This is a genomic window from Pseudoalteromonas sp. T1lg88 (genome assembly GCF_002964765.1).
Classification (GTDB): Bacteria; Pseudomonadota; Gammaproteobacteria; order Enterobacterales; family Alteromonadaceae; genus Pseudoalteromonas.
Map to the genome: position 1 here is coordinate 179,204 of NZ_PQCF01000026.1, position 17,259 is coordinate 196,462.

At 49.0% G+C, this 17,259-nt stretch carries 14 protein-coding genes; 5 read left to right on the forward strand and 9 right to left on the reverse strand.

Going from position 1 to position 17,259, the window contains the following annotated elements:
• Positions 1–16: 16 nt before the first annotated feature.
• Positions 17–1,780: a hypothetical protein gene (locus tag C2M34_RS08810; protein ID WP_105258562.1), complete on the reverse strand. Its 1,764-nt coding sequence runs from the start codon at positions 1,778–1,780 to the stop codon at positions 17–19.
• A gap of 252 nt (positions 1,781–2,032) precedes the next feature.
• Between C2M34_RS08810 and folE2 the strand changes: the two genes are divergently transcribed.
• A complete protein-coding gene (gene folE2 / locus C2M34_RS08815; RefSeq protein ID WP_105200774.1) occupies positions 2,033–2,956 on the forward strand; it encodes a GTP cyclohydrolase FolE2 in 924 nt (307 codons plus the stop codon).
• A 344-nt stretch (positions 2,957–3,300) separates the two neighbouring features.
• Complete coding sequence (mtnN, locus tag C2M34_RS08820; RefSeq protein ID WP_105200775.1) at positions 3,301–4,008, forward strand: 5'-methylthioadenosine/S-adenosylhomocysteine nucleosidase; 708 nt, start codon at positions 3,301–3,303, stop codon at positions 4,006–4,008.
• A 203-nt stretch (positions 4,009–4,211) separates the two neighbouring features.
• Here the strand turns inward: mtnN and tyrS are convergent, their stop codons facing one another.
• Positions 4,212–5,414: a tyrosine--tRNA ligase gene (gene tyrS / locus C2M34_RS08825; RefSeq protein ID WP_105200776.1), complete on the reverse strand. Its 1,203-nt coding sequence runs from the start codon at positions 5,412–5,414 to the stop codon at positions 4,212–4,214.
• A gap of 150 nt (positions 5,415–5,564) precedes the next feature.
• Here tyrS and C2M34_RS08830 point away from each other — a divergent pair, with 150 nt between their 5' ends.
• Positions 5,565–6,884, forward strand: coding sequence for a peptidoglycan DD-metalloendopeptidase family protein (locus C2M34_RS08830; RefSeq protein WP_105200777.1), 1,320 nt, complete (start codon positions 5,565–5,567; stop codon positions 6,882–6,884).
• A 59-nt stretch (positions 6,885–6,943) separates the two neighbouring features.
• Here the strand turns inward: C2M34_RS08830 and C2M34_RS08835 are convergent, their stop codons facing one another.
• From C2M34_RS08835 to C2M34_RS08850, 4 genes are all read right to left on the reverse strand, one after another.
• Positions 6,944–7,123, reverse strand: coding sequence for a hypothetical protein (locus tag C2M34_RS08835; RefSeq protein WP_105258563.1), 180 nt, complete (start codon positions 7,121–7,123; stop codon positions 6,944–6,946).
• 481 nt (positions 7,124–7,604) lie between these two features.
• Complete coding sequence (locus tag C2M34_RS08840) at positions 7,605–8,735, reverse strand: sodium ion-translocating decarboxylase subunit beta (RefSeq protein ID WP_105213725.1); 1,131 nt, start codon at positions 8,733–8,735, stop codon at positions 7,605–7,607.
• 8 nt (positions 8,736–8,743) lie between these two features.
• Positions 8,744–10,540, reverse strand: coding sequence for a sodium-extruding oxaloacetate decarboxylase subunit alpha (gene oadA / locus C2M34_RS08845; RefSeq protein WP_105258564.1), 1,797 nt, complete (start codon positions 10,538–10,540; stop codon positions 8,744–8,746).
• A 15-nt stretch (positions 10,541–10,555) separates the two neighbouring features.
• Entirely contained in the window at positions 10,556–10,792 is a 237-nt protein-coding gene (locus C2M34_RS08850) for an OadG family transporter subunit (RefSeq protein ID WP_105258565.1), read from the reverse strand.
• 434 nt (positions 10,793–11,226) lie between these two features.
• Here C2M34_RS08850 and C2M34_RS08855 point away from each other — a divergent pair, with 434 nt between their 5' ends.
• Positions 11,227–14,202: a TonB-dependent receptor domain-containing protein gene (locus C2M34_RS08855; RefSeq protein ID WP_105200782.1), complete on the forward strand. Its 2,976-nt coding sequence runs from the start codon at positions 11,227–11,229 to the stop codon at positions 14,200–14,202.
• Between the two features lie 48 nt (positions 14,203–14,250).
• On the opposite strand, the gene C2M34_RS08860 is transcribed toward C2M34_RS08855, so the two are convergent.
• A complete protein-coding gene (locus tag C2M34_RS08860) occupies positions 14,251–15,195 on the reverse strand; it encodes a hypothetical protein (RefSeq protein WP_105258566.1) in 945 nt (314 codons plus the stop codon).
• Between the two features lie 37 nt (positions 15,196–15,232).
• Here C2M34_RS08860 and C2M34_RS08865 point away from each other — a divergent pair, with 37 nt between their 5' ends.
• A complete protein-coding gene (locus tag C2M34_RS08865) occupies positions 15,233–15,712 on the forward strand; it encodes a YcxB family protein (RefSeq protein ID WP_105258567.1) in 480 nt (159 codons plus the stop codon).
• Between the two features lie 23 nt (positions 15,713–15,735).
• On the opposite strand, the gene csrA is transcribed toward C2M34_RS08865, so the two are convergent.
• Together csrA and C2M34_RS08875 are read right to left on the reverse strand one after the other, a co-directional pair.
• Complete coding sequence (gene csrA, locus C2M34_RS08870; protein WP_105190613.1) at positions 15,736–15,930, reverse strand: carbon storage regulator CsrA; 195 nt, start codon at positions 15,928–15,930, stop codon at positions 15,736–15,738.
• Between the two features lie 92 nt (positions 15,931–16,022).
• Positions 16,023–17,240 (reverse strand): aspartate kinase, encoded by a 1,218-nt coding sequence (locus C2M34_RS08875; protein WP_105200785.1) that lies wholly within the window; start codon positions 17,238–17,240, stop codon positions 16,023–16,025.
• Between the last annotated feature and the right edge of the window lie 19 nt (positions 17,241–17,259).

Sequence of the window (17,259 nt, forward strand, 5' to 3'; positions counted from 1 at the left end):
CTCTATTGTAATCAACTTAGAGTGCCTTTGGCAGTATCTGCGTTGAGATTCTTGCGAATGAGCACACGCCCATGCGTTTTCCGCCTTTAACCAACACCCCTTTACGCATATTGCTGGCGCCGCTGGCGTTTAAGATCAGCTCATAACTTTGGCTGTCTATATCACTGCTACCGCCGGCGGTGGCCGCCCCGGTATTACACTGCATTTGCCCCAGTTTATGATAGTTGGCACGGCTAAAGGGTGTCGATGTATTCACTAGCGGACCGGCACTGGTGGTGTTCACCGCTTGTTTCCAAGAGGCCAGTTCAACATTAACCACGCCACCACGCATGCTGATCTTGTCCTCATGGGTTAGGAAATAACTGTCAAAAGGACCATATTGCATAGCCCCGGACATTGAGTCCTGACTTTGACGCAAGTCGCCTAACCAAAGGCCGCCTTCACCAAATACCTGCACCTCAATATCGTCCGTATCGCCGTCGACAACACGCTCAACAGTGACGTAACTATTACTATCAAGACCAAAGATCATTGAGCTTGAGTTTTGCACGCCAGCCTTAATTAAACGTGGCTGTTTACCGTGACGCGCCACTTGCGTATCCAGGGTGCCCCATGGGAAAAGATCTAACACCCCTGACTGAAGATAACTAAGCTCACGGTTATTGGTTACGGAAATACAGTCAACGCCTAAGCGACAGGCTTCAAAACCATTGCCATAAATAATTGGCTGTTCCGTTAAGACCTGTACGCCTTCACCAGAAAGAATAGTGACATTATTGCTACCACCCACCATGGCGTTAACCGACTCGCCTTGCGCAGCTACCAGCAACTGGCCTTTCGCCGTCATTTCTTGGATCTTCTTCAGCAGCTCGCTGGGCTGGTTGGCATTTTTATAAAACGCGTGGTACAGCAGCAAGGGACTGGAGTCGGCGATAAATAGCGCATCGGAACGACGCAGCAGATCATAAAGTTGCTCTGGGTCGCGACATAACTTTTGCTGCTTTTGATATAGCTGCGGGTACAAAACATCACGACGGAAACTTGCCAATCGCGACACCTGATACTCGGCCAGGTTAGCGCATTGCGCCGAATCATTAGTATTATTCAGGGCTTGCATTGCGCCGTCTATGGCCAGCCAGTGCGCTTCAAAACCCAGTTGTTCAAACAGGGTCTGATAATACTCAACATCGCGATACGGGTCGCGGCTACCGCCTGTTACAAAGGCGATACGAGGCTTACGTTTGGCTTCGGCAATACCTTGTGCCGCACTAAAGAGTGTCGCAAAAGCGTCCTTGGTGACCCAATCGCGAGTACCGTTAATATCAACCTGAGGCTTTAAGCGGCGCTTACTATTCCCCTGTTTTTGCTCTAGCAGGTCAAAAAAGTTTTGCTGCTCAAAACCAAACAAGTTAAACCAAAACTCTCGTGCCGTTGTCTCGCTGTTGCTCAACTTAAAGTCGCTGCGACGCAGGTAACGTTCGAATTCTTGTTGGCTAAAGACGTCATCGGCAAAATGTTGTCGTGCCTTGGTTAAGATTTCCACAGCCTGATTACGAATATTCGACTGTTCGGTCCAGGCCATATTAACAATACGCTCCAGGCCTTCATCGGTGATCTTGAAAACCGGCTGTTGTTTATAGCTGTTCTTATTCAGGCGCTCGCGAGATTCGCTATTACAATATTGCAATCGCTCACTGGAGCACACTTGTAGATCATCGGCCATTAGCAATAACTGGGGTGCCGCTTGAGCGCTAACGCTAGAGCTACCTAGTATTGCCATTGAGGCAACTCTTAATAGAAATGATTTCATGGGACTGGTCATTATTATTATTTTGCAAGTTACGGGTTAAAAGCAGGTGTACAGCAATACAGAATATTAACAATGTTTGCAGTGTATGGGAATAGTTACACCTTTAATATTAGCAAGAGATACGCTTTTGCATCTGCTGCTAGTTATGGCGCCTGTAAACTCCACATTTGCTAATTTTCAGGTAGAATATCGGGCTTTTCAGTATTACCTATGAGGAAGGCCATGCACAACGCCATGCCAGATATTGCTAACACGAGTTCAGCTCCCGTTCAAGAAACACTAGAATGGGTGGGGATGAGTGATATTGAGCTGCCGCTGCTGGTCGAATCCGACGGCCTTGCGCCCGTGGTCGTAAACGCCAAAGCCCAGGCTTTTGTTAACCTGATCGACAAAAATGCCAAAGGCATTCATATGTCGCGATTGTTTTTAGCACTTGATGAACTCTCCAGCGCCCCAGCGGTAACGCCGCTAAATATTAAGGCTACACTGGATAAGTTTATCAGCTCGCACTGTGATATCAGTTCACAGGCGCGTATCAGCCTGGCCTTTGACTTACCACTTCGTCGCCCGGCCCTGTTAAGCGATAACAGCGGCTGGAAGTTTTACCCTATCGCCATTGATGCTCGCATCAATGAAGGCAAACTGGAGTTTGAAGTCGGCATTAAGGTGACCTATTCGTCAACCTGCCCCTGCTCAGCAGCCCTGGCGCGACAGCTGATTCAGGCCAACTTTGTGCGCGATTTCGATGCCAAAGAACTAAGCTTCGCCGATGTGCATGCCTGGCTTGGCAGCAGTGAAGGGATCAGTGCTACTCCGCATTCTCAGCGCTCGGTCGCCGAGGTGAAGGTGCGCTTGGCTAGCCAGGTTTCAGCATTCAACTTCCTGGCCCTGATCGACGCCATAGAAAACACCCTGAAAACTCCAGTGCAAACCGCGGTAAAACGTGAAGACGAGCAGGAATTTGCTCGCCTTAACGGTGAAAACCTGATGTTCTGTGAGGATGCGGCGCGCAAGATCAAATCGACCCTGAATCAAGACGCCGATGTACAAGACTTCTGGTTGCGTATTAACCACTATGAGTCGCTGCACGCCCATGATGCCGTAGCCATTGCTACTAAAGGCATTGCCGGTGGTTATCAGCCTTAGAGGCTGGATAACAAATCACTCAGCAAGGCTCAAGCTCCTAGCAGTTCGAGCAGGCTTATTGCTCCCAGAGCGTATATGTCAATATTCGCTCTGGAGTAACTCATGAAATTCACTCCCTTCTCAATTCTCGACTTAAGTCCCTGTGCAGCGCTATTTTACTTAAGCTCAGCATAAGCTGAACCAGCCATAAATCGGCCTCCTGCTGTGCTGTCATCGCCACAAGCCAAGGCAAAAATGCAAGGCCCTGTCATTATCACCTCGACCCAGGTGGCGGAGATTTAATGCCATATCGATACAGCCTTTGATATACTAAGGGCTGTTTTTGCCAATAAATTAGAGATGCTATGAAAGTAGGTATTATCGGCGCTATGGAGCCGGAAATTGCAATTTTACGTGAGCAAATGAGTAACGTTGAGGTTCTCGAGCAAGGTGGCTTCACCTTCTATCACGGGCAATTAAACGACCAGGAAGTGACCTTGGTGCAATCGGGTATCGGTAAGGTTGCCTCGGCCGTTGCTACCACTATTTTAGTTGAACAATTCCACCCGGATTGTGTAATCAACACGGGCTCTGCCGGTGGCTTTGATCAACGTCTGGCGGTAGGCGATGTCGCCATTGCCAATGAGTTGCGCCACCATGACGTGGATGTAACCGCTTTTGGTTATGAATTCGGCCAAGTGCCACAAATGCCAGCCGCTTATACTTCTCATCCTGAGCTGGTAAAGGTAGCGGAGCAATCTATTGCCGAGCTGGCGCAGTGTCAGTCTTTGGTTGGTCTGGTTTGTACCGGTGATTCTTTTATGTGTGATCCGGCCCGTATCGAGCAAACCCGAGCGCAATTCCCCACCATGTTGGCGGTAGAAATGGAAGGTGCGGCCATTGCTCAGGCCTGTCACCTACTTAACACTCCTTTTGTGGTGATCCGCTCGCTGTCAGATATTGCCGGTAAAGAATCTCCAGACTCATTTGAGGCCTACCTTGAGGTAGCATCAAAGAACTCATCGGCCATGGTGATGGCCATGCTAACCAAGCTTTCCAACGTTAGCCTATAAATGCCGTTGGCGGCGTTTAGCAATCACCTGAGTAATTGCAGTTATTGGCAGCTGTCGCCTTGCGCGATGGCCGCCACTGCCACCGCACCACACATTTACCCTGCAGCGGCTCGCTTTTAGTCAATTAATTGCTCGCCTAAAACATGGCATAAAAAAAGCCACCCTGAAGGTGGCTTAGTTATTTTTAGCACTACGGCTTTTTATTAGGCCAGAGTAACCTTGGCAAAGCGACGTTTACCAACCTGGTATACCGCGGTTGTACCTTTGGCTATCATCAGCTTGCTGTCATCAACCTTGGTTTCACCGTCGATTTTTACCGCACCTTGTTTGATCATGCGGATGGCTTCAGATGTACTGGCAACCAAATTCGCATCTTTAAGCAAGGCCGTGATCATCATTTCGGCATCAGCACAGTCCAACGTCTGCTCTTCGATATCATCAGGCAAAGCATTTTTAGAAAAACGCTGGGTGAAATCATCATGAGCCTGCTGCGCCGCCTGCTCATCGTGGAAACGGGTGATAATTTCCTTGGCCAGGGCAATCTTGATATCACGAGGGTTGGTGCCATTGGCAACATCCACCTTTAATGCCTCGACTTGCTCCAGGCTCAAAGCACTTAATAACTCGTAATAACGCCACATTAGATCATCGGAGATAGACATTATTTTGCCGAACATGTCCTCAGGCGAGTCTGTGATACCTATATAGTTACCCAAAGATTTCGACATTTTTTGGACGCCATCTGTACCTTCCAGCAATGGCATCATTAGCACGGTTTGCGGCTTTTGACCTTCGTCTTTTTGTAGCTCGCGGCCCATCAGCAGGTTAAAGCGCTGATCGGTACCACCTAGCTCAACATCGGCTTCAAGTGCTACCGAATCCCATCCTTGCACCAAAGGATATAAAAACTCATGAATAGCAATCGCCTGACCATTAGCATAGCGTTTTTTAAAGTCATCACGCTCAAGCATACGTGCTACGGTCTGTTTGGCCGCGAGTTTGATCATTCCCGCTGTACCTAAGTTTTCCATCCACTGTGAGTTAAAGGCAATGGTGGTTTTCTCAGGGTCCAGGATTTTAAAGACTTGCTCTTTATAGGTTTCGGCGTTAGCTAACACATCTTCACGGGTTAAAGGTTTACGGGTCACATTTTTACCCGTTGGATCACCTATCATGCCGGTAAAATCACCGATCAAAAAGATTACTTCATGGCCTAAGTCCTGGAAGGTTTTCATCTTGTTGATAAGCACCGTATGGCCAAGATGAAGATCCGGCGCCGTAGGATCAAAACCAGCCTTAATTCTTAGTTTTTTCCCTGACTTAAGTCGTTCTGCCAACTCGTCTTCGAGTAAAATTTCCTCAGCACCGCGTTTAATTTCTGCCAGTGCCGTCTGCAAGTCTGTCATTTATTTCTCCGATAAAATATGTGCTAACCGCGCGATTCTAGCGCACTTTGGCGCCGGTTTAAATGCACAAAACCCTGGTATTTTGCCAATATTAGATATATGCTCAGCCATTGGTTAGTTTTATTTCCTTTATGGCAAAAAAGGTAGGTTATGGTAAGCGTGGTACACAAGCTCCCCAATAAACACAAAATGCTCATTGTGGGCTTCTTGGTGACTATTGTTACCTTGATGCTTATACCTACGGAACGAGCTACGGCTTCAAAGGATAACGATGCTAAACCACTAGAGGTAGGCAAACGCTACGAGCTACAAGTTAAGCTGGAAGATGAAGAAAAAATTGCCGAGCTTAATTCCGCCGAAGAAGCCCTTACCCTGCCTAGCTACGAACACCAAGACTTTGAAGTAAAAAATGGAGACAGCCTGGCTGTTATCTTTAAGCGCGCCGGCTTTTCCGCACAAACTCTGCACAAACTCGTTAATACCAACGAAGAAACCAAAAAACTAACCAAGATTCATCCCGGTGAAGTGCTTAGCTTTGCAAAAAATGAGCAAGGCGAATTGCAGCAGTTAAAATATGTGCTTAGCAAAACAGATACCCTGTTCGTAACATTAAACAACGAAGGCAGTTACGATACCGCCATCGACTCCAAAGAAATTGAGACCCTGACCAAATCGGCCTCGGGCTCGATTAACGGTAGCTTTTGGACCGCAGGGATCAGCGCCGGTCTGAGCGAAAAACAAATTATGAATTTTGCTACCATTTTTGGTTGGGATGTGGACTTTGCCAACGACCTGCGCAAAGACGATCAATTCAGTTTGATTTATGAAACTCACCATGTGGATGGTGAATATATTGGCACAGGCAAGATCCTTGCTGCCGAATTTATTAACCAAGGCGAGCGTTATGCCGCCGTGCTGCACAGCGATGGTAACTTCTATACACCGCAAGGCCGCAGCATGAAAAAGGCCTTCTTACGTGCCCCGGTTAACTTTAAATATATCAGCTCAAGCTTTAACCCTCGTCGCCTTCACCCGGTAACGAAAACGGTTAAACCGCACCGTGGCATAGATTACGCAGCTAAGACCGGCACGCCTGTGGTGGCCGCGGGTAATGGTCGCGTACTCAAGGCTGGCTATAACCGCTTTAACGGTAACTATGTCTTTATCCAGCACGGTAATACCTATGTTACTAAGTACCTGCACCTGCATAAGCGTAAGGTTAAGCAAGGTGAGAAGGTTAAACAGGGTCAATTAATTGGTACGGTTGGGGCTACAGGTCGCGTTACCGGCGCTCACCTGCACTATGAGTTCCTGGTTAACGGTGTTCACCGTAATCCGAAAACCGTTAAGCTGCCTAAGTCAGAGCCGCTACCGGCTAGTGAGCTAGCCAAGTTCAAACCAATTGCCGATACCTTGTTGGCGCAATTGGAGCGTGAGCGCGAAATTCAGCTGGCCATGAACAGCAAATAAGAATTGTGATACGAATAAAAAAAGCACCTCAGGGTGCTTTTTTTATGCCTGCGAACTAGCTAGCGATTAAACGCCAAGTACAACAGCTGCAGGATCAGGCTAATTGCTACCAAGGGGATGATGTATTTACGAAACCGCACCATTTTATTGAGCCCCATTTGCTGCTGATAGCGCTCCAATAAAGGCACGGCGATGGCCAAGGCTACAAACAAAGCGAGGATAATCAAAATCGCATTCATGCTTATCTACTCCTTAATTCAATACTCCCCTTATAACATACCAAGCATATTAGCGTCTTGATTGTCTGAGGTTAGTGTTGTGGGCGGGGCTTTACCTGTAGGTCGATGCTTTACGTCGACAATGAGGCAGGGGTTTATCTTTTGTCGGGCTGAAAGCCCGACCTACAAAATGGCAAAGGCCGCTCCAAGGTTAATGCTTTACCTGTAGGTCGATGCTTTGCGTCGACAATGAGGCAGGGTTTTATCTTTTGTCGGGCTGAAAGCCAGACCTACAAGATGGCAAAGGCCGCTCCAAGGTTAATGCTTTACCTGTAGGTCGATGCTTTGCGTCGACAATGAGGCTGGGGGTTATCTTTTGTCGGGCTGAAAGCCCGACCTACAACCATGGCGGCAAAGCCCGACCTACAAGGCATAAAAAAGCGCACCTTAGTGAGTTCACAACCAAGGTGCGCAATGGCTAGGAAGAGCCAATTAACCGATTTTAGCCTACCAGGGCAAGCAAGATACCCGCGGCCACCGCACTACCAAGCACCCCGGCGACATTGGGACCCATGGCGTGCATCAATAAGAAGTTATGTGGGTTATTTTCAAGCCCGACCTTGTTAACCACCCGCGCCGCCATGGGCACAGCAGACACTCCCGCAGCACCAACCAAGGGGTTAATGGGCGTTTTCGAAAAGCGATTTAACGCCTTGGCCATATACACCCCAGAGGCGGTGCCGATGGAAAATGCCAAGGCTCCGAGCGCCAATATGCCCAGGGTTTCCACGGTTAAAAACTTATCCGCCGCCAGTTTAGAGCCCACGCCCAGACCCAAAAAGATGGTAGTGATATTGATCAGCTCGTTTTGCGCCGTGCCGCTGAGACGGTCCACCACCCCACTTTCACGCATCAGGTTGCCCAAACAAAACATCCCCACCAAGGGCGCCGCTGCCGGCAGGAACATGGCGGTAAGCGCCAGCACCATAAGCGGGAAGATGATTTTTTCCTTCTTCGACACAGTCCGCAGTTGCGGCATTTCAATTTTTCGCTCCTGCTCCGATGTTAGCGCCCGCATAATAGGCGGCTGAATAATGGGTACCAGGGCCATATAGGAATAGGCTGCAACGGCAATGGCACCGAGTAAATCCGGGGCCAATTTTGAAGCTAGGAATATCGCCGTAGGGCCATCGGCACCACCTATAATGGCAATAGCCGAGGCATCTTTAAGAGTAAATTCAAAGCCAGGCACATAGTTCAGGGCTATGGCGCCAAACAAGGTGGCGAAGATACCAAATTGTGCCGCCGCCCCCAGGAGCAACATGCGCGGGTTGGCTATCAGGGCACTAAAATCGGTCAGTGCCCCCACACCCATAAAGATCAACAAGGGAAATATCCCGGTATCTATACCTACATGGTAAACGTAATAGAGAATACCGTTAGGGTCGGCCATACCGGCCACTGGGATGTTAGTCAGTAACGCACCAAAGCCTATGGGCACCAAAAGCAAGGGCTCAAAGTTACGGGCTATCGCCAAATACAAGAGTAAACAGCCCACAGCTATCATGATCAACTGGCCGGCGGAAAAGTTGGCTATGCCCGTGGCCTGCCAAAGATTAACGACTGCTTCCATAGCTCCTCCTAGGCCAGCGCGATAAGCGCATCGCCTGTGCTTACCGAGTCGCCTTCGCGCACCAGTACTTCTGCCACTTTACCACCATGTAAAGCGCGCACTTCGGTTTCCATCTTCATCGCTTCCATGATGATAACCACATCACCTTCATTAACCTGCTGTCCCGGCTTAACCAGCACCTTGAAGATATTGCCTGTCAGTGGTGCATTCAGGGTTTCGCCACTGCTTATTACCGCACTTTGTGGCGGATTTTCACCCTCACCTGCGATGGCGCGAACACTTTCCAGCTCACCGCCAGGGGCCACAACAACATCATAAGCCTTGCCATCAACACTAATGCTGTAGCGCTCAGGCCCGCCTTGTGCAGGCGCTTTAGCAATCGGAGAAACCGCAGGCGCGACCGCGTCTTGGTTTATCTCACCGGTAGGTACTGGCTCAAATGCATCAGGATTATTACGATTCGCCAAGAACTTCAGACCAATTTGCGGGAATAAGGCGTAGGTCAGCACATCGTCTATAACTTCATCGGCAAGCTGCAACTGCTGCGCTTTCGCATGCTCGTCCAGCTCAGCGGTCAGTTTATCCAGCTCCGCATCGATTAAGTCGGCGGGGCGACAGCTAATAGCCTCAGCACCGTTAAGTACCTGTTGTTGCAGCAGGCTATCCACCGGTGCCGGCGTAGCGCCGTATTCACCTTTCAATACCCCGGCGGTTTCCTTGGTGATGGACTTATAACGCTCACCTGTGAGTACATTTAACACCGCCTGCGTACCGACAATTTGCGAAGTTGGCGTAACAAGCGGTAAGTAGCCAAGATCTTTACGTACCAGAGGGATCTCTTTGAGTACCTCATCGAGGCGATCCGCGGCGCCCTGCTCTTTTAGCTGGTTTTCCATATTGGTCAGCATGCCACCAGGTACCTGAGCCAAAAGAATGCGCCCATCCACGCCCTTTAGGCTGCCCTCAAACTGAGCGTATTTTTTACGCACATCGCGAAAATAGGCAGCAATTTCTTCTAACAGCCCCAAGTCTAAGCCCGTATCTCTTGGCGTATCTTCAACTATCGCAACCATGGTTTCGGTGGCACTGTGGCCATAGGTTTGGCTCATACTGGAAACTGCGGTATCGAGCATATCAATACCCGCATCTATGGCCTTTTGATAGGTGGCAGTGCTTAAGCCCGTAGTGGCATGACATTGCATGGCGATAGGCAAGGACACGGTTTGTTTTAATCCGGTGATCAACTCATGGGCATCATAGGGCTTTAATAATCCCGCCATATCCTTAATGCAGATGGAATGACAACCCATGTCTTCAAGTTGTTTGGCCTGGGTTAACCACATATCCAAGGTATGTACCGGCGATACCGTATAGGAAATCGTGCCCTGGGCATGAGCGCCCACATTAACCGCGGCCTTAATGGCCGTTTCCAGGTTGCGCACATCATTCATGGCATCAAAAATACGAAACACATCGACGCCATTGGCGTGCGCACGCTCTACAAACTTGGTCACTACATCATCGCCATAGTGGCGATAACCCAGCAAGTTTTGTCCGCGCAGCAGCATTTGCTGCTTAGTATTTGGCATCGCCTTTTTAAGCTCGCGAATGCGCAGCCAAGGATCTTCACCCAAATAACGAATACATGCATCAAAGGTGGCGCCGCCCCATGATTCAACGGACCAGTATCCTACCTGATCCAGCTTGGCGGCTATGGGCAACATATCGTCCAAGCGCATACGCGTTGCCAGTAAAGACTGGTGTGCATCTCGTAATACCAGCTCTGTTAAATGTAATTTTGACATTCTGTGCCCCTATTATTATTGCTTTCTATACTGGTGAATCGCTGCGGCAATGGCTGCGATATGGGCTTTCGGTATGCCCTCTGTGACTGGCCCTCTGCTTGTCGATAACTGCGCCCCAGTCGACTCATCTTCTTGCAGAAAGTGCGACATCAGCTTTAAGGCGCCAATCAGCAGCAGCAAAAACATAAAAACCACCAGCATCCCAGTGGCCATTAATCCCGCTGCTTCAAGCATCAGTGCTGCAATCTTCATCCTCACTCCAGTGCATTTCTGTTAATTTTGGTAAACGTACAATCAACACCATATCAAATAAAAGTAAATTGTCTACACAATGTAAATTGGTATTACCAATATTTGAGTTTACTCTAAGGCTATTAATTAGCTTTAAAACTAGCCACTTAGAGAGATAACTCAGGTTAAATCCGAATATATGCGATTAAAATATTGGATATAACCATTATTAATAGTGGTTACTGGGAAGAGCTGATTTGGCAGGGCAAGATACCCTACCAGAAAAAGAAATTGGTAAGACCAAAATAATTTGAAACAAGTATTTTGCACCAATATGGCTAAAGCCCTTGGCATTATTGACTTTCAGCGTCTAAGCTTTATTGCGCTAATAGGAACAACCGCAGTTTGATTGTCCCTGATGTATTAGAACTATCTAATAACTAGGGAGAAAGACAATGTTAAAATCCAGACTTGCGCTGGCGCTTCAACTCGCGCTCGGCGTTAGCATTTCCTCTATGGCCTTTATTGCCCCTCAGGCACAAGCCGCGGGCGAAGAAGAGGCCGACAAAGATATCGAAGTGATTGCCGTAACCGGTAGTCGTATCCGTCAACCTGGTGCCGTATCCGCCAGCCCCATTACCTCTATCGGCGAGCAAGAACTTGCTTTTCAACAAGAGCCTGAAGTAGAGCAGGTACTACGTACCTTGCCGTCCACCATTCCCGGTGACGGCAGTAACGTGAACAATGGTTCAGCCGGTGCTGCCACGGTTAACTTGCGTGGTCTTGGCGCGGAACGTTCACTTATCCTGGTCAATGGCCGTCGGATGATCCCCTTTAACTACGATGGCGAGGTAGATACCTCGGTAATCCCTGCAGCTCTGGTAGAGCGTATCGATGTGGTAACTGGTGGTGCCTCGGCTGTATATGGTTCGGATGCTATCGCCGGTGCGGTTAACTTTATCCTTAAAGAGAATTTTGAAGGGATAGCCCTCAATACCTCGCACCAGGAGACCGGTGACAATGATGGCGATAAAGACAATATCTCGCTAACCATAGGTTCTAACCTGGCCGATGATCGCGGTAACGTGGTGTTGTCATTAGATTGGACCAAACGTAAGGAAATCCGCCTGGGTGATCGCCCGCTCGGCCTCTTAGGTATAGAAACCAAAAGCGGTGCCAACTATGAGCAATTCTTAAATGGCGAGCCCCCAATCCCGGCTCCACCTGAGTGTGAGGCACCTAACTCGGTAGAAAGCGGCGGTTCAACAACGGCTATCCCGACACGCTTTGCCATTGTTGGTGGTGGCGCCAGTTCATCGGGACAATTTAGAAACGATGGCACGCTGGCAGCGGATAGCTGTAGTGTATTTAACTTCAACCCTTATAACTTCTATCAAACCCCTTCTGAGCGTTACTCGGGTACCGCGCTGGCGCGCTATAACCTGACCGAAGAACATGAAGTCTATTCATCACTAACCTACAGCTCTATCTCGGTTGATACCCAGGTAGCGCCATCGGGTACCTTTGGTTCGGCATTTCAACTCCCCCTGTTTAACCCTCTGATTGGCGACCAAGCCCGTCAATTTATGATAGATGCAGGGAATGGTGCCTTGGCCAACGGACTACTTGATGGCAGCAATTGGAATGACGTTAACGACAACGGTATGGTGGATGAAGAAGATTATCTTACCGTGCAGCTGCGCCGTCGTACCTTAGAGTTAGGCGCGCGTACCGAGCGTTACGACACCTCCTTGTTCCAATTCGTTACCGGTGTGAATGGCTACGTCTTTGACGATTGGCAATATGATGTAAGTTTCCAATACGGCGAGTCAAACCGTACCACGGTGCGTGGCGGTTATACCAACCTGACTAACATCCAGAACGCCTTGGATACCGCTGATGGTGTAACCTGTTTGAATGGCGATGCCACCTGTGTGCCCATCAACCTGTTTGGTGGTTTCGGTACCATTACCGATGAAATGGCCGGCTATGCTACCGCCATTGCCCTACAACAACAGAAATACAGCCAGCGCATCGCTACCGCAACCATCAATGGTCCGGTGGAGTTCATCGAAATCCCAGGTGCCGGTGCGCCTTTAGCCATGAGTTTCGGTTATGAGTACCGTAAGGAAAAAGGCCTGTTTGAGCCAGATGAGTGTTTAAAACTTGCCCCAGCCAGCTGTCAAGGTGGGGCCGGTGGTAATCGACTCCCCATAGAAGGCGGCTTTAGCGTTGATGAGTTCTTCCTTGAGGGTTATCTACCCATACTCGATGGTATGGCCTTTGCTGAAACATTGGATGTTGAGTTTGGTTTCCGCTGGGCCGATTACGATACCGTGGGCTCAAACGAAACCTGGAAACTAGGTGTTAACTGGCGTCCGGTCAGCTCTGTGCTGGTACGGGTAATGCAACAACAAGCAACGCGCGCACCTAACGTGGGTGAAATCGCCGCTCCCGTGGTAACAGGTCTGGACAACGCAGGTAGCGATCCATGTTCGGTGACCAATGCAGAAAGATTGGCAACGGATTCAACTTTGCGAGCGCTCTGTGAGTCTACCGGCATGACCGCGGCTCAGGTAGGTAACGTTCAAGACTTTATCTCAGGTCAGGTGCAGGTTATTTCCGGAAGCGATCCAGCTAACCCACCGGGTGCGGAAGATGCAAGTACCTTTACCGCGGGTATTGTCTGGACACCCGAGTTCGATACCTTGGAAAATTTCACCATCAGTCTGGACTACTACGATATAGATATTGACGACATCATAGGTGAGTTCACTGTTGATGAAATTCTTGCTGCCTGTTACACATTAGGCGATGCTGAGCAATGTGCCAAGATTCAACGTGTTGGCGGTGGCCTAACCGTTGCCGGTGCAGGTATTGAACAATATACCACTAACCTTAAAAACCTTCGCGCCGAAGGCATAGAGCTTGGTTTTAACTTTGCCTGGCCTATGGATAACTGGGGTGAACTACAGTTCTCAGGTACGGTTAACAAGTACCTGACTCAGGAATCGCAAAGTGCGGAGACGGCCCGTGTTATCGACTGTAAGGGTTACTACAGCACCAACTGCGATCCTCTATCCGAACTGCGTGCGGTACAGCGTACCACCTGGGCCATGGATGACTTTACGGTATCACTACAATGGCGCTATATGGATGGTATAGATGTTGAGCCTTATCGTACCGTCGTACCAAACTATGATCCTAGGTTCAGAAGTATCGGTTCCTACAGCTACTTCGATCTCTATGCCAACTACCATATCACCGACAATATTACCGCCAGCCTAGGCGTGGATAACCTCTTTGAGAAAGAGCCACCGGTTGTAGGTGGTGAGGCAGGTGGCACCAGCTTTAACTCGGGTAACACCTTCCCAAGTAGCTATGACGTACTGGGTCGTAAGTTTAAATTGGGCGTTCGCTTCCAATTCTAAACTCCCGATTTTTACATCCCAAGGCCGCGCTTAAGCGCGGCTTTTTTATTACTCACACTTTGGAATAGCCTCACCAGGCTGAATCAGTGTACTGACCACAAAAGGTTTCGTCTGCGCGTCCTGCACCTGAACTTTGGCAACATCCAATACGCGAAAATCGCCAGGGGCATTGAGATGCCATAACCCGGACTTGCGCTGCGAGAAACAAAACTCAGAGGTATCGCCATGCACCAGCAAAATGGGAAATGCCACTTGCTCGGCCAGGGTATCCAGGTGCTGACGGTATAGCGCTAACGCATCACAGTTTTGCTGAAACTCTTGTGTGCAAGGTGCGCCATAGTTATTGGCGGCATAGATATCCGCCTGCATAAAGATCACCGCAGCGTTAACATCGCCTTCCAGCTCGGATGCGAGCCACTGCATATTGTATTTATCGCGGCGCTCGGCGGCGGCAATAGCGCTTTGTGGCGAGCTTTTTAATATTTGCGAGCGACCATTATTGGTGCCCACCACATGCAGGGTCAGGTACTGTACGCCATCAATGCGCCAGGCCTGATTTTCCACCTGCTCCTGCTGTCTTTGATAATCAGGCAGCGAAAGCTGGGATTGAGCAAAGTGTTTACGAATATAGGCAAGGCGCTCTAGCTCATCGAAACCGGGCTCCAGAGCCGGCCTGTCACAATCTGTCCAATCATTGTCGCCGGGCGTATAAACAAAGGGCGCACGGGTTAATTGCGCCACCAGGTTATAATTTTTTTGCAGCAAGTCATTGGTGCAAGGCAGGGAGCCGGATTTTAAATCCCCCACATGGGCCACAAATAGGTGTGGGGTTTGCTGTATCGCTTGGTATAATCGCCCATCAGGGGCACTGAGCAGAGCCTCGTCGATGGGTGTATAAGGCATATCACCCAAGACTAAAAATTGCTGCGCTGCGGCGTGAGCCGAGCCGGCCAAGCTTATAAACAGTGCCGCCATAAAAAATAAAATACGCATAACATCCCTTACTTTGCAGTGGCTTAAGCGAGCGAATATGAACTACACCACCACTTACATCTTAGACAAAGACTACTTCCTCGAAAGCTACGAGCAATCGTTACCATTGAGCAATCGCAAACAGCCCAAATATGGTTTAATCCTGCTTTTGGTTGCCCTCGCCCTGTTTAGCATACTAAAGCTGCAAAACAACTATGTAGGCTATTTTTTATTTGCCTTGGCCTTGCTGGAGATGGTGGCGTATCGCTATCAAAAGGCCTGGTGGGTAGCCCGTCAACGCCTTTCTCGCGCCGCCGGTCATGAGGTTGAACTAAAAATCGATGAGCAAGGGATCAGCACCACGGCAAACGGTAATACCCGCACCTTGGCTTGGACCAATATCAGCAAGACTGTGAGCACAGAAAAAGGCCTAGTCTTGGTGACCAATAAGGGCTACCGCCATTATCTGAGTAACGCCATATTAAATGACCAAGTAAGGGAATTTATACTGGCTCAGAAAAAACAAAAGCCACTTTAAAAGTGGCTTAGTAATCAGCGGTATTATTCATTACCCGGATTCGATGAACCCGATTTTTCCGCTTGTATTCGCATATAAATTTCTTCACGGTGTACAGATACATCTTTAGGCGCATTCACACCAATACGTACCTGGTTACCCTTCACACCTAATACGGTAACCGTGACTTCGTCACCTATCATCAGGGTTTCGCCAACGCGACGAGTAAGAATTAGCATTCTCTTGCTCCCATTATTCCAAATTAGTCAAAAATTCCGTCAACGGCATTTTAATGAATAATTACTATAAAAGTAAGTAAAACTTTGCTTAATTATTCATCTGCCATGCCAAATTTTGCATGCAGTGCCCTTACTGCAAGCTCTAAATATTGCCGTTCGATCAGTACCGAAAGCTTTATCTCTCCAGAGCTTGCAATAAATACCTCGATATTCTCGTCAGCAAAAACTCGAAAGAACTGACTGCTTATCGATGCATTTGTTTTTATACCCACACCCACCAAAGAAAGCATGGCTAAATCGTCCCGAGTGGTGATATTTACGCCAGCTAATTGGTCGCTATTTGATAACGCAACTAGCGCTTCTCGCAACTCTAAGCTGGGTATACTTATAGCATAGTCTACTTTGCCAACTTTTTGATTAACTTGATTAATAACATCGACTTCTATGCCTTTATGGGCCAACAACTCTAGTATATTCGCCAAAGTTGCTGGATTTGCGTCACAATTATTAAGAAAAATGAGCGCTTGTTCCCTTTTAAAGGCAATACCCGACACATTTTGCTGTGGCATTGGCTCGTCCTCATCGCTTAAAACTAAAGTGCCCTGGTCGGGGTCAAAACTGGATAATACCCGCAACGGCACCCGATACTGAGCCGCTGCCTCAACGGCACGGATATGCAGCACCTTGGCCCCTAAGCTGGCCATCTCCAACATAGCTGGTACGCCAATGCTGGTGAGGCGTCGCGCTTTGGGTTCAACACGGGGATCGGTACTGTAGACACCATTAACGTCTGTGTAGATTTGACATTCTTCGGCGTTAAGCGCCCCGGCAATGGCCACCGCCGAGGTATCACTGCCGCCACGGCCTAGAGTGGTAATATTACCTTCGCTATCACGACCTTGAAAACCGGCGGCAATAACGATGCGACCATGCTGCAGCTCCTGACGCAGACGACGAGTGTCGATATCCAGTATGCGAGCTTTGGTAAAGAGGTTGTCGGTATTCATACCCAGCTGATCGCCGAGCAGGCTTACCGCCGGATAACCGCGGCGGATCAGCGCCATGGACAAGAGCGAGGCAGTTACCTGCTCGCCGGTGCTGACCAGCACATCGAGTTCTCGCGTACTGGGCCTGTCATCCACTTGACCGGCTAATGCCAACAAGCGGTTGGTTTCCCCGGACATGGCCGAGACCACAGCCACCACCTGATGACCAAGTTGCCGTTGGCGAATAATAATATCGGCGACCGCCTCAATCCGCTCAATAGAGCCAACCGAGGTGCCGCCGAATTTTTGGACTAAAAGCGCCACTGTGTTTAATACAGCCCGC

Bases quoted from the DNA above. Each gene is read 5' to 3' on its own strand.
- C2M34_RS08810 (WP_105258562.1), bottom strand. From the start codon at position 1,780: ATGGCAATACTAGGTAGCTCTAGCGTTAGCGCTCAAGCGGCACCCCAG.
- folE2 (WP_105200774.1), top strand. From the start codon at position 2,033: ATGCACAACGCCATGCCAGATATTGCTAACACGAGTTCAGCTCCCGTT.
- mtnN (WP_105200775.1), top strand. From the start codon at position 3,301: ATGAAAGTAGGTATTATCGGCGCTATGGAGCCGGAAATTGCAATTTTA.
- tyrS (WP_105200776.1), bottom strand. From the start codon at position 5,414: ATGACAGACTTGCAGACGGCACTGGCAGAAATTAAACGCGGTGCTGAG.
- C2M34_RS08830 (WP_105200777.1), top strand. From the start codon at position 5,565: ATGGTAAGCGTGGTACACAAGCTCCCCAATAAACACAAAATGCTCATT.
- C2M34_RS08835 (WP_105258563.1), bottom strand. From the start codon at position 7,123: ATGAATGCGATTTTGATTATCCTCGCTTTGTTTGTAGCCTTGGCCATC.
- C2M34_RS08840 (WP_105213725.1), bottom strand. From the start codon at position 8,735: ATGGAAGCAGTCGTTAATCTTTGGCAGGCCACGGGCATAGCCAACTTT.
- oadA (WP_105258564.1), bottom strand. From the start codon at position 10,540: ATGTCAAAATTACATTTAACAGAGCTGGTATTACGAGATGCACACCAG.
- C2M34_RS08850 (WP_105258565.1), bottom strand. From the start codon at position 10,792: ATGAAGATTGCAGCACTGATGCTTGAAGCAGCGGGATTAATGGCCACT.
- C2M34_RS08855 (WP_105200782.1), top strand. From the start codon at position 11,227: ATGTTAAAATCCAGACTTGCGCTGGCGCTTCAACTCGCGCTCGGCGTT.
- C2M34_RS08860 (WP_105258566.1), bottom strand. From the start codon at position 15,195: ATGCGTATTTTATTTTTTATGGCGGCACTGTTTATAAGCTTGGCCGGC.
- C2M34_RS08865 (WP_105258567.1), top strand. From the start codon at position 15,233: ATGAACTACACCACCACTTACATCTTAGACAAAGACTACTTCCTCGAA.
- csrA (WP_105190613.1), bottom strand. From the start codon at position 15,930: ATGCTAATTCTTACTCGTCGCGTTGGCGAAACCCTGATGATAGGTGAC.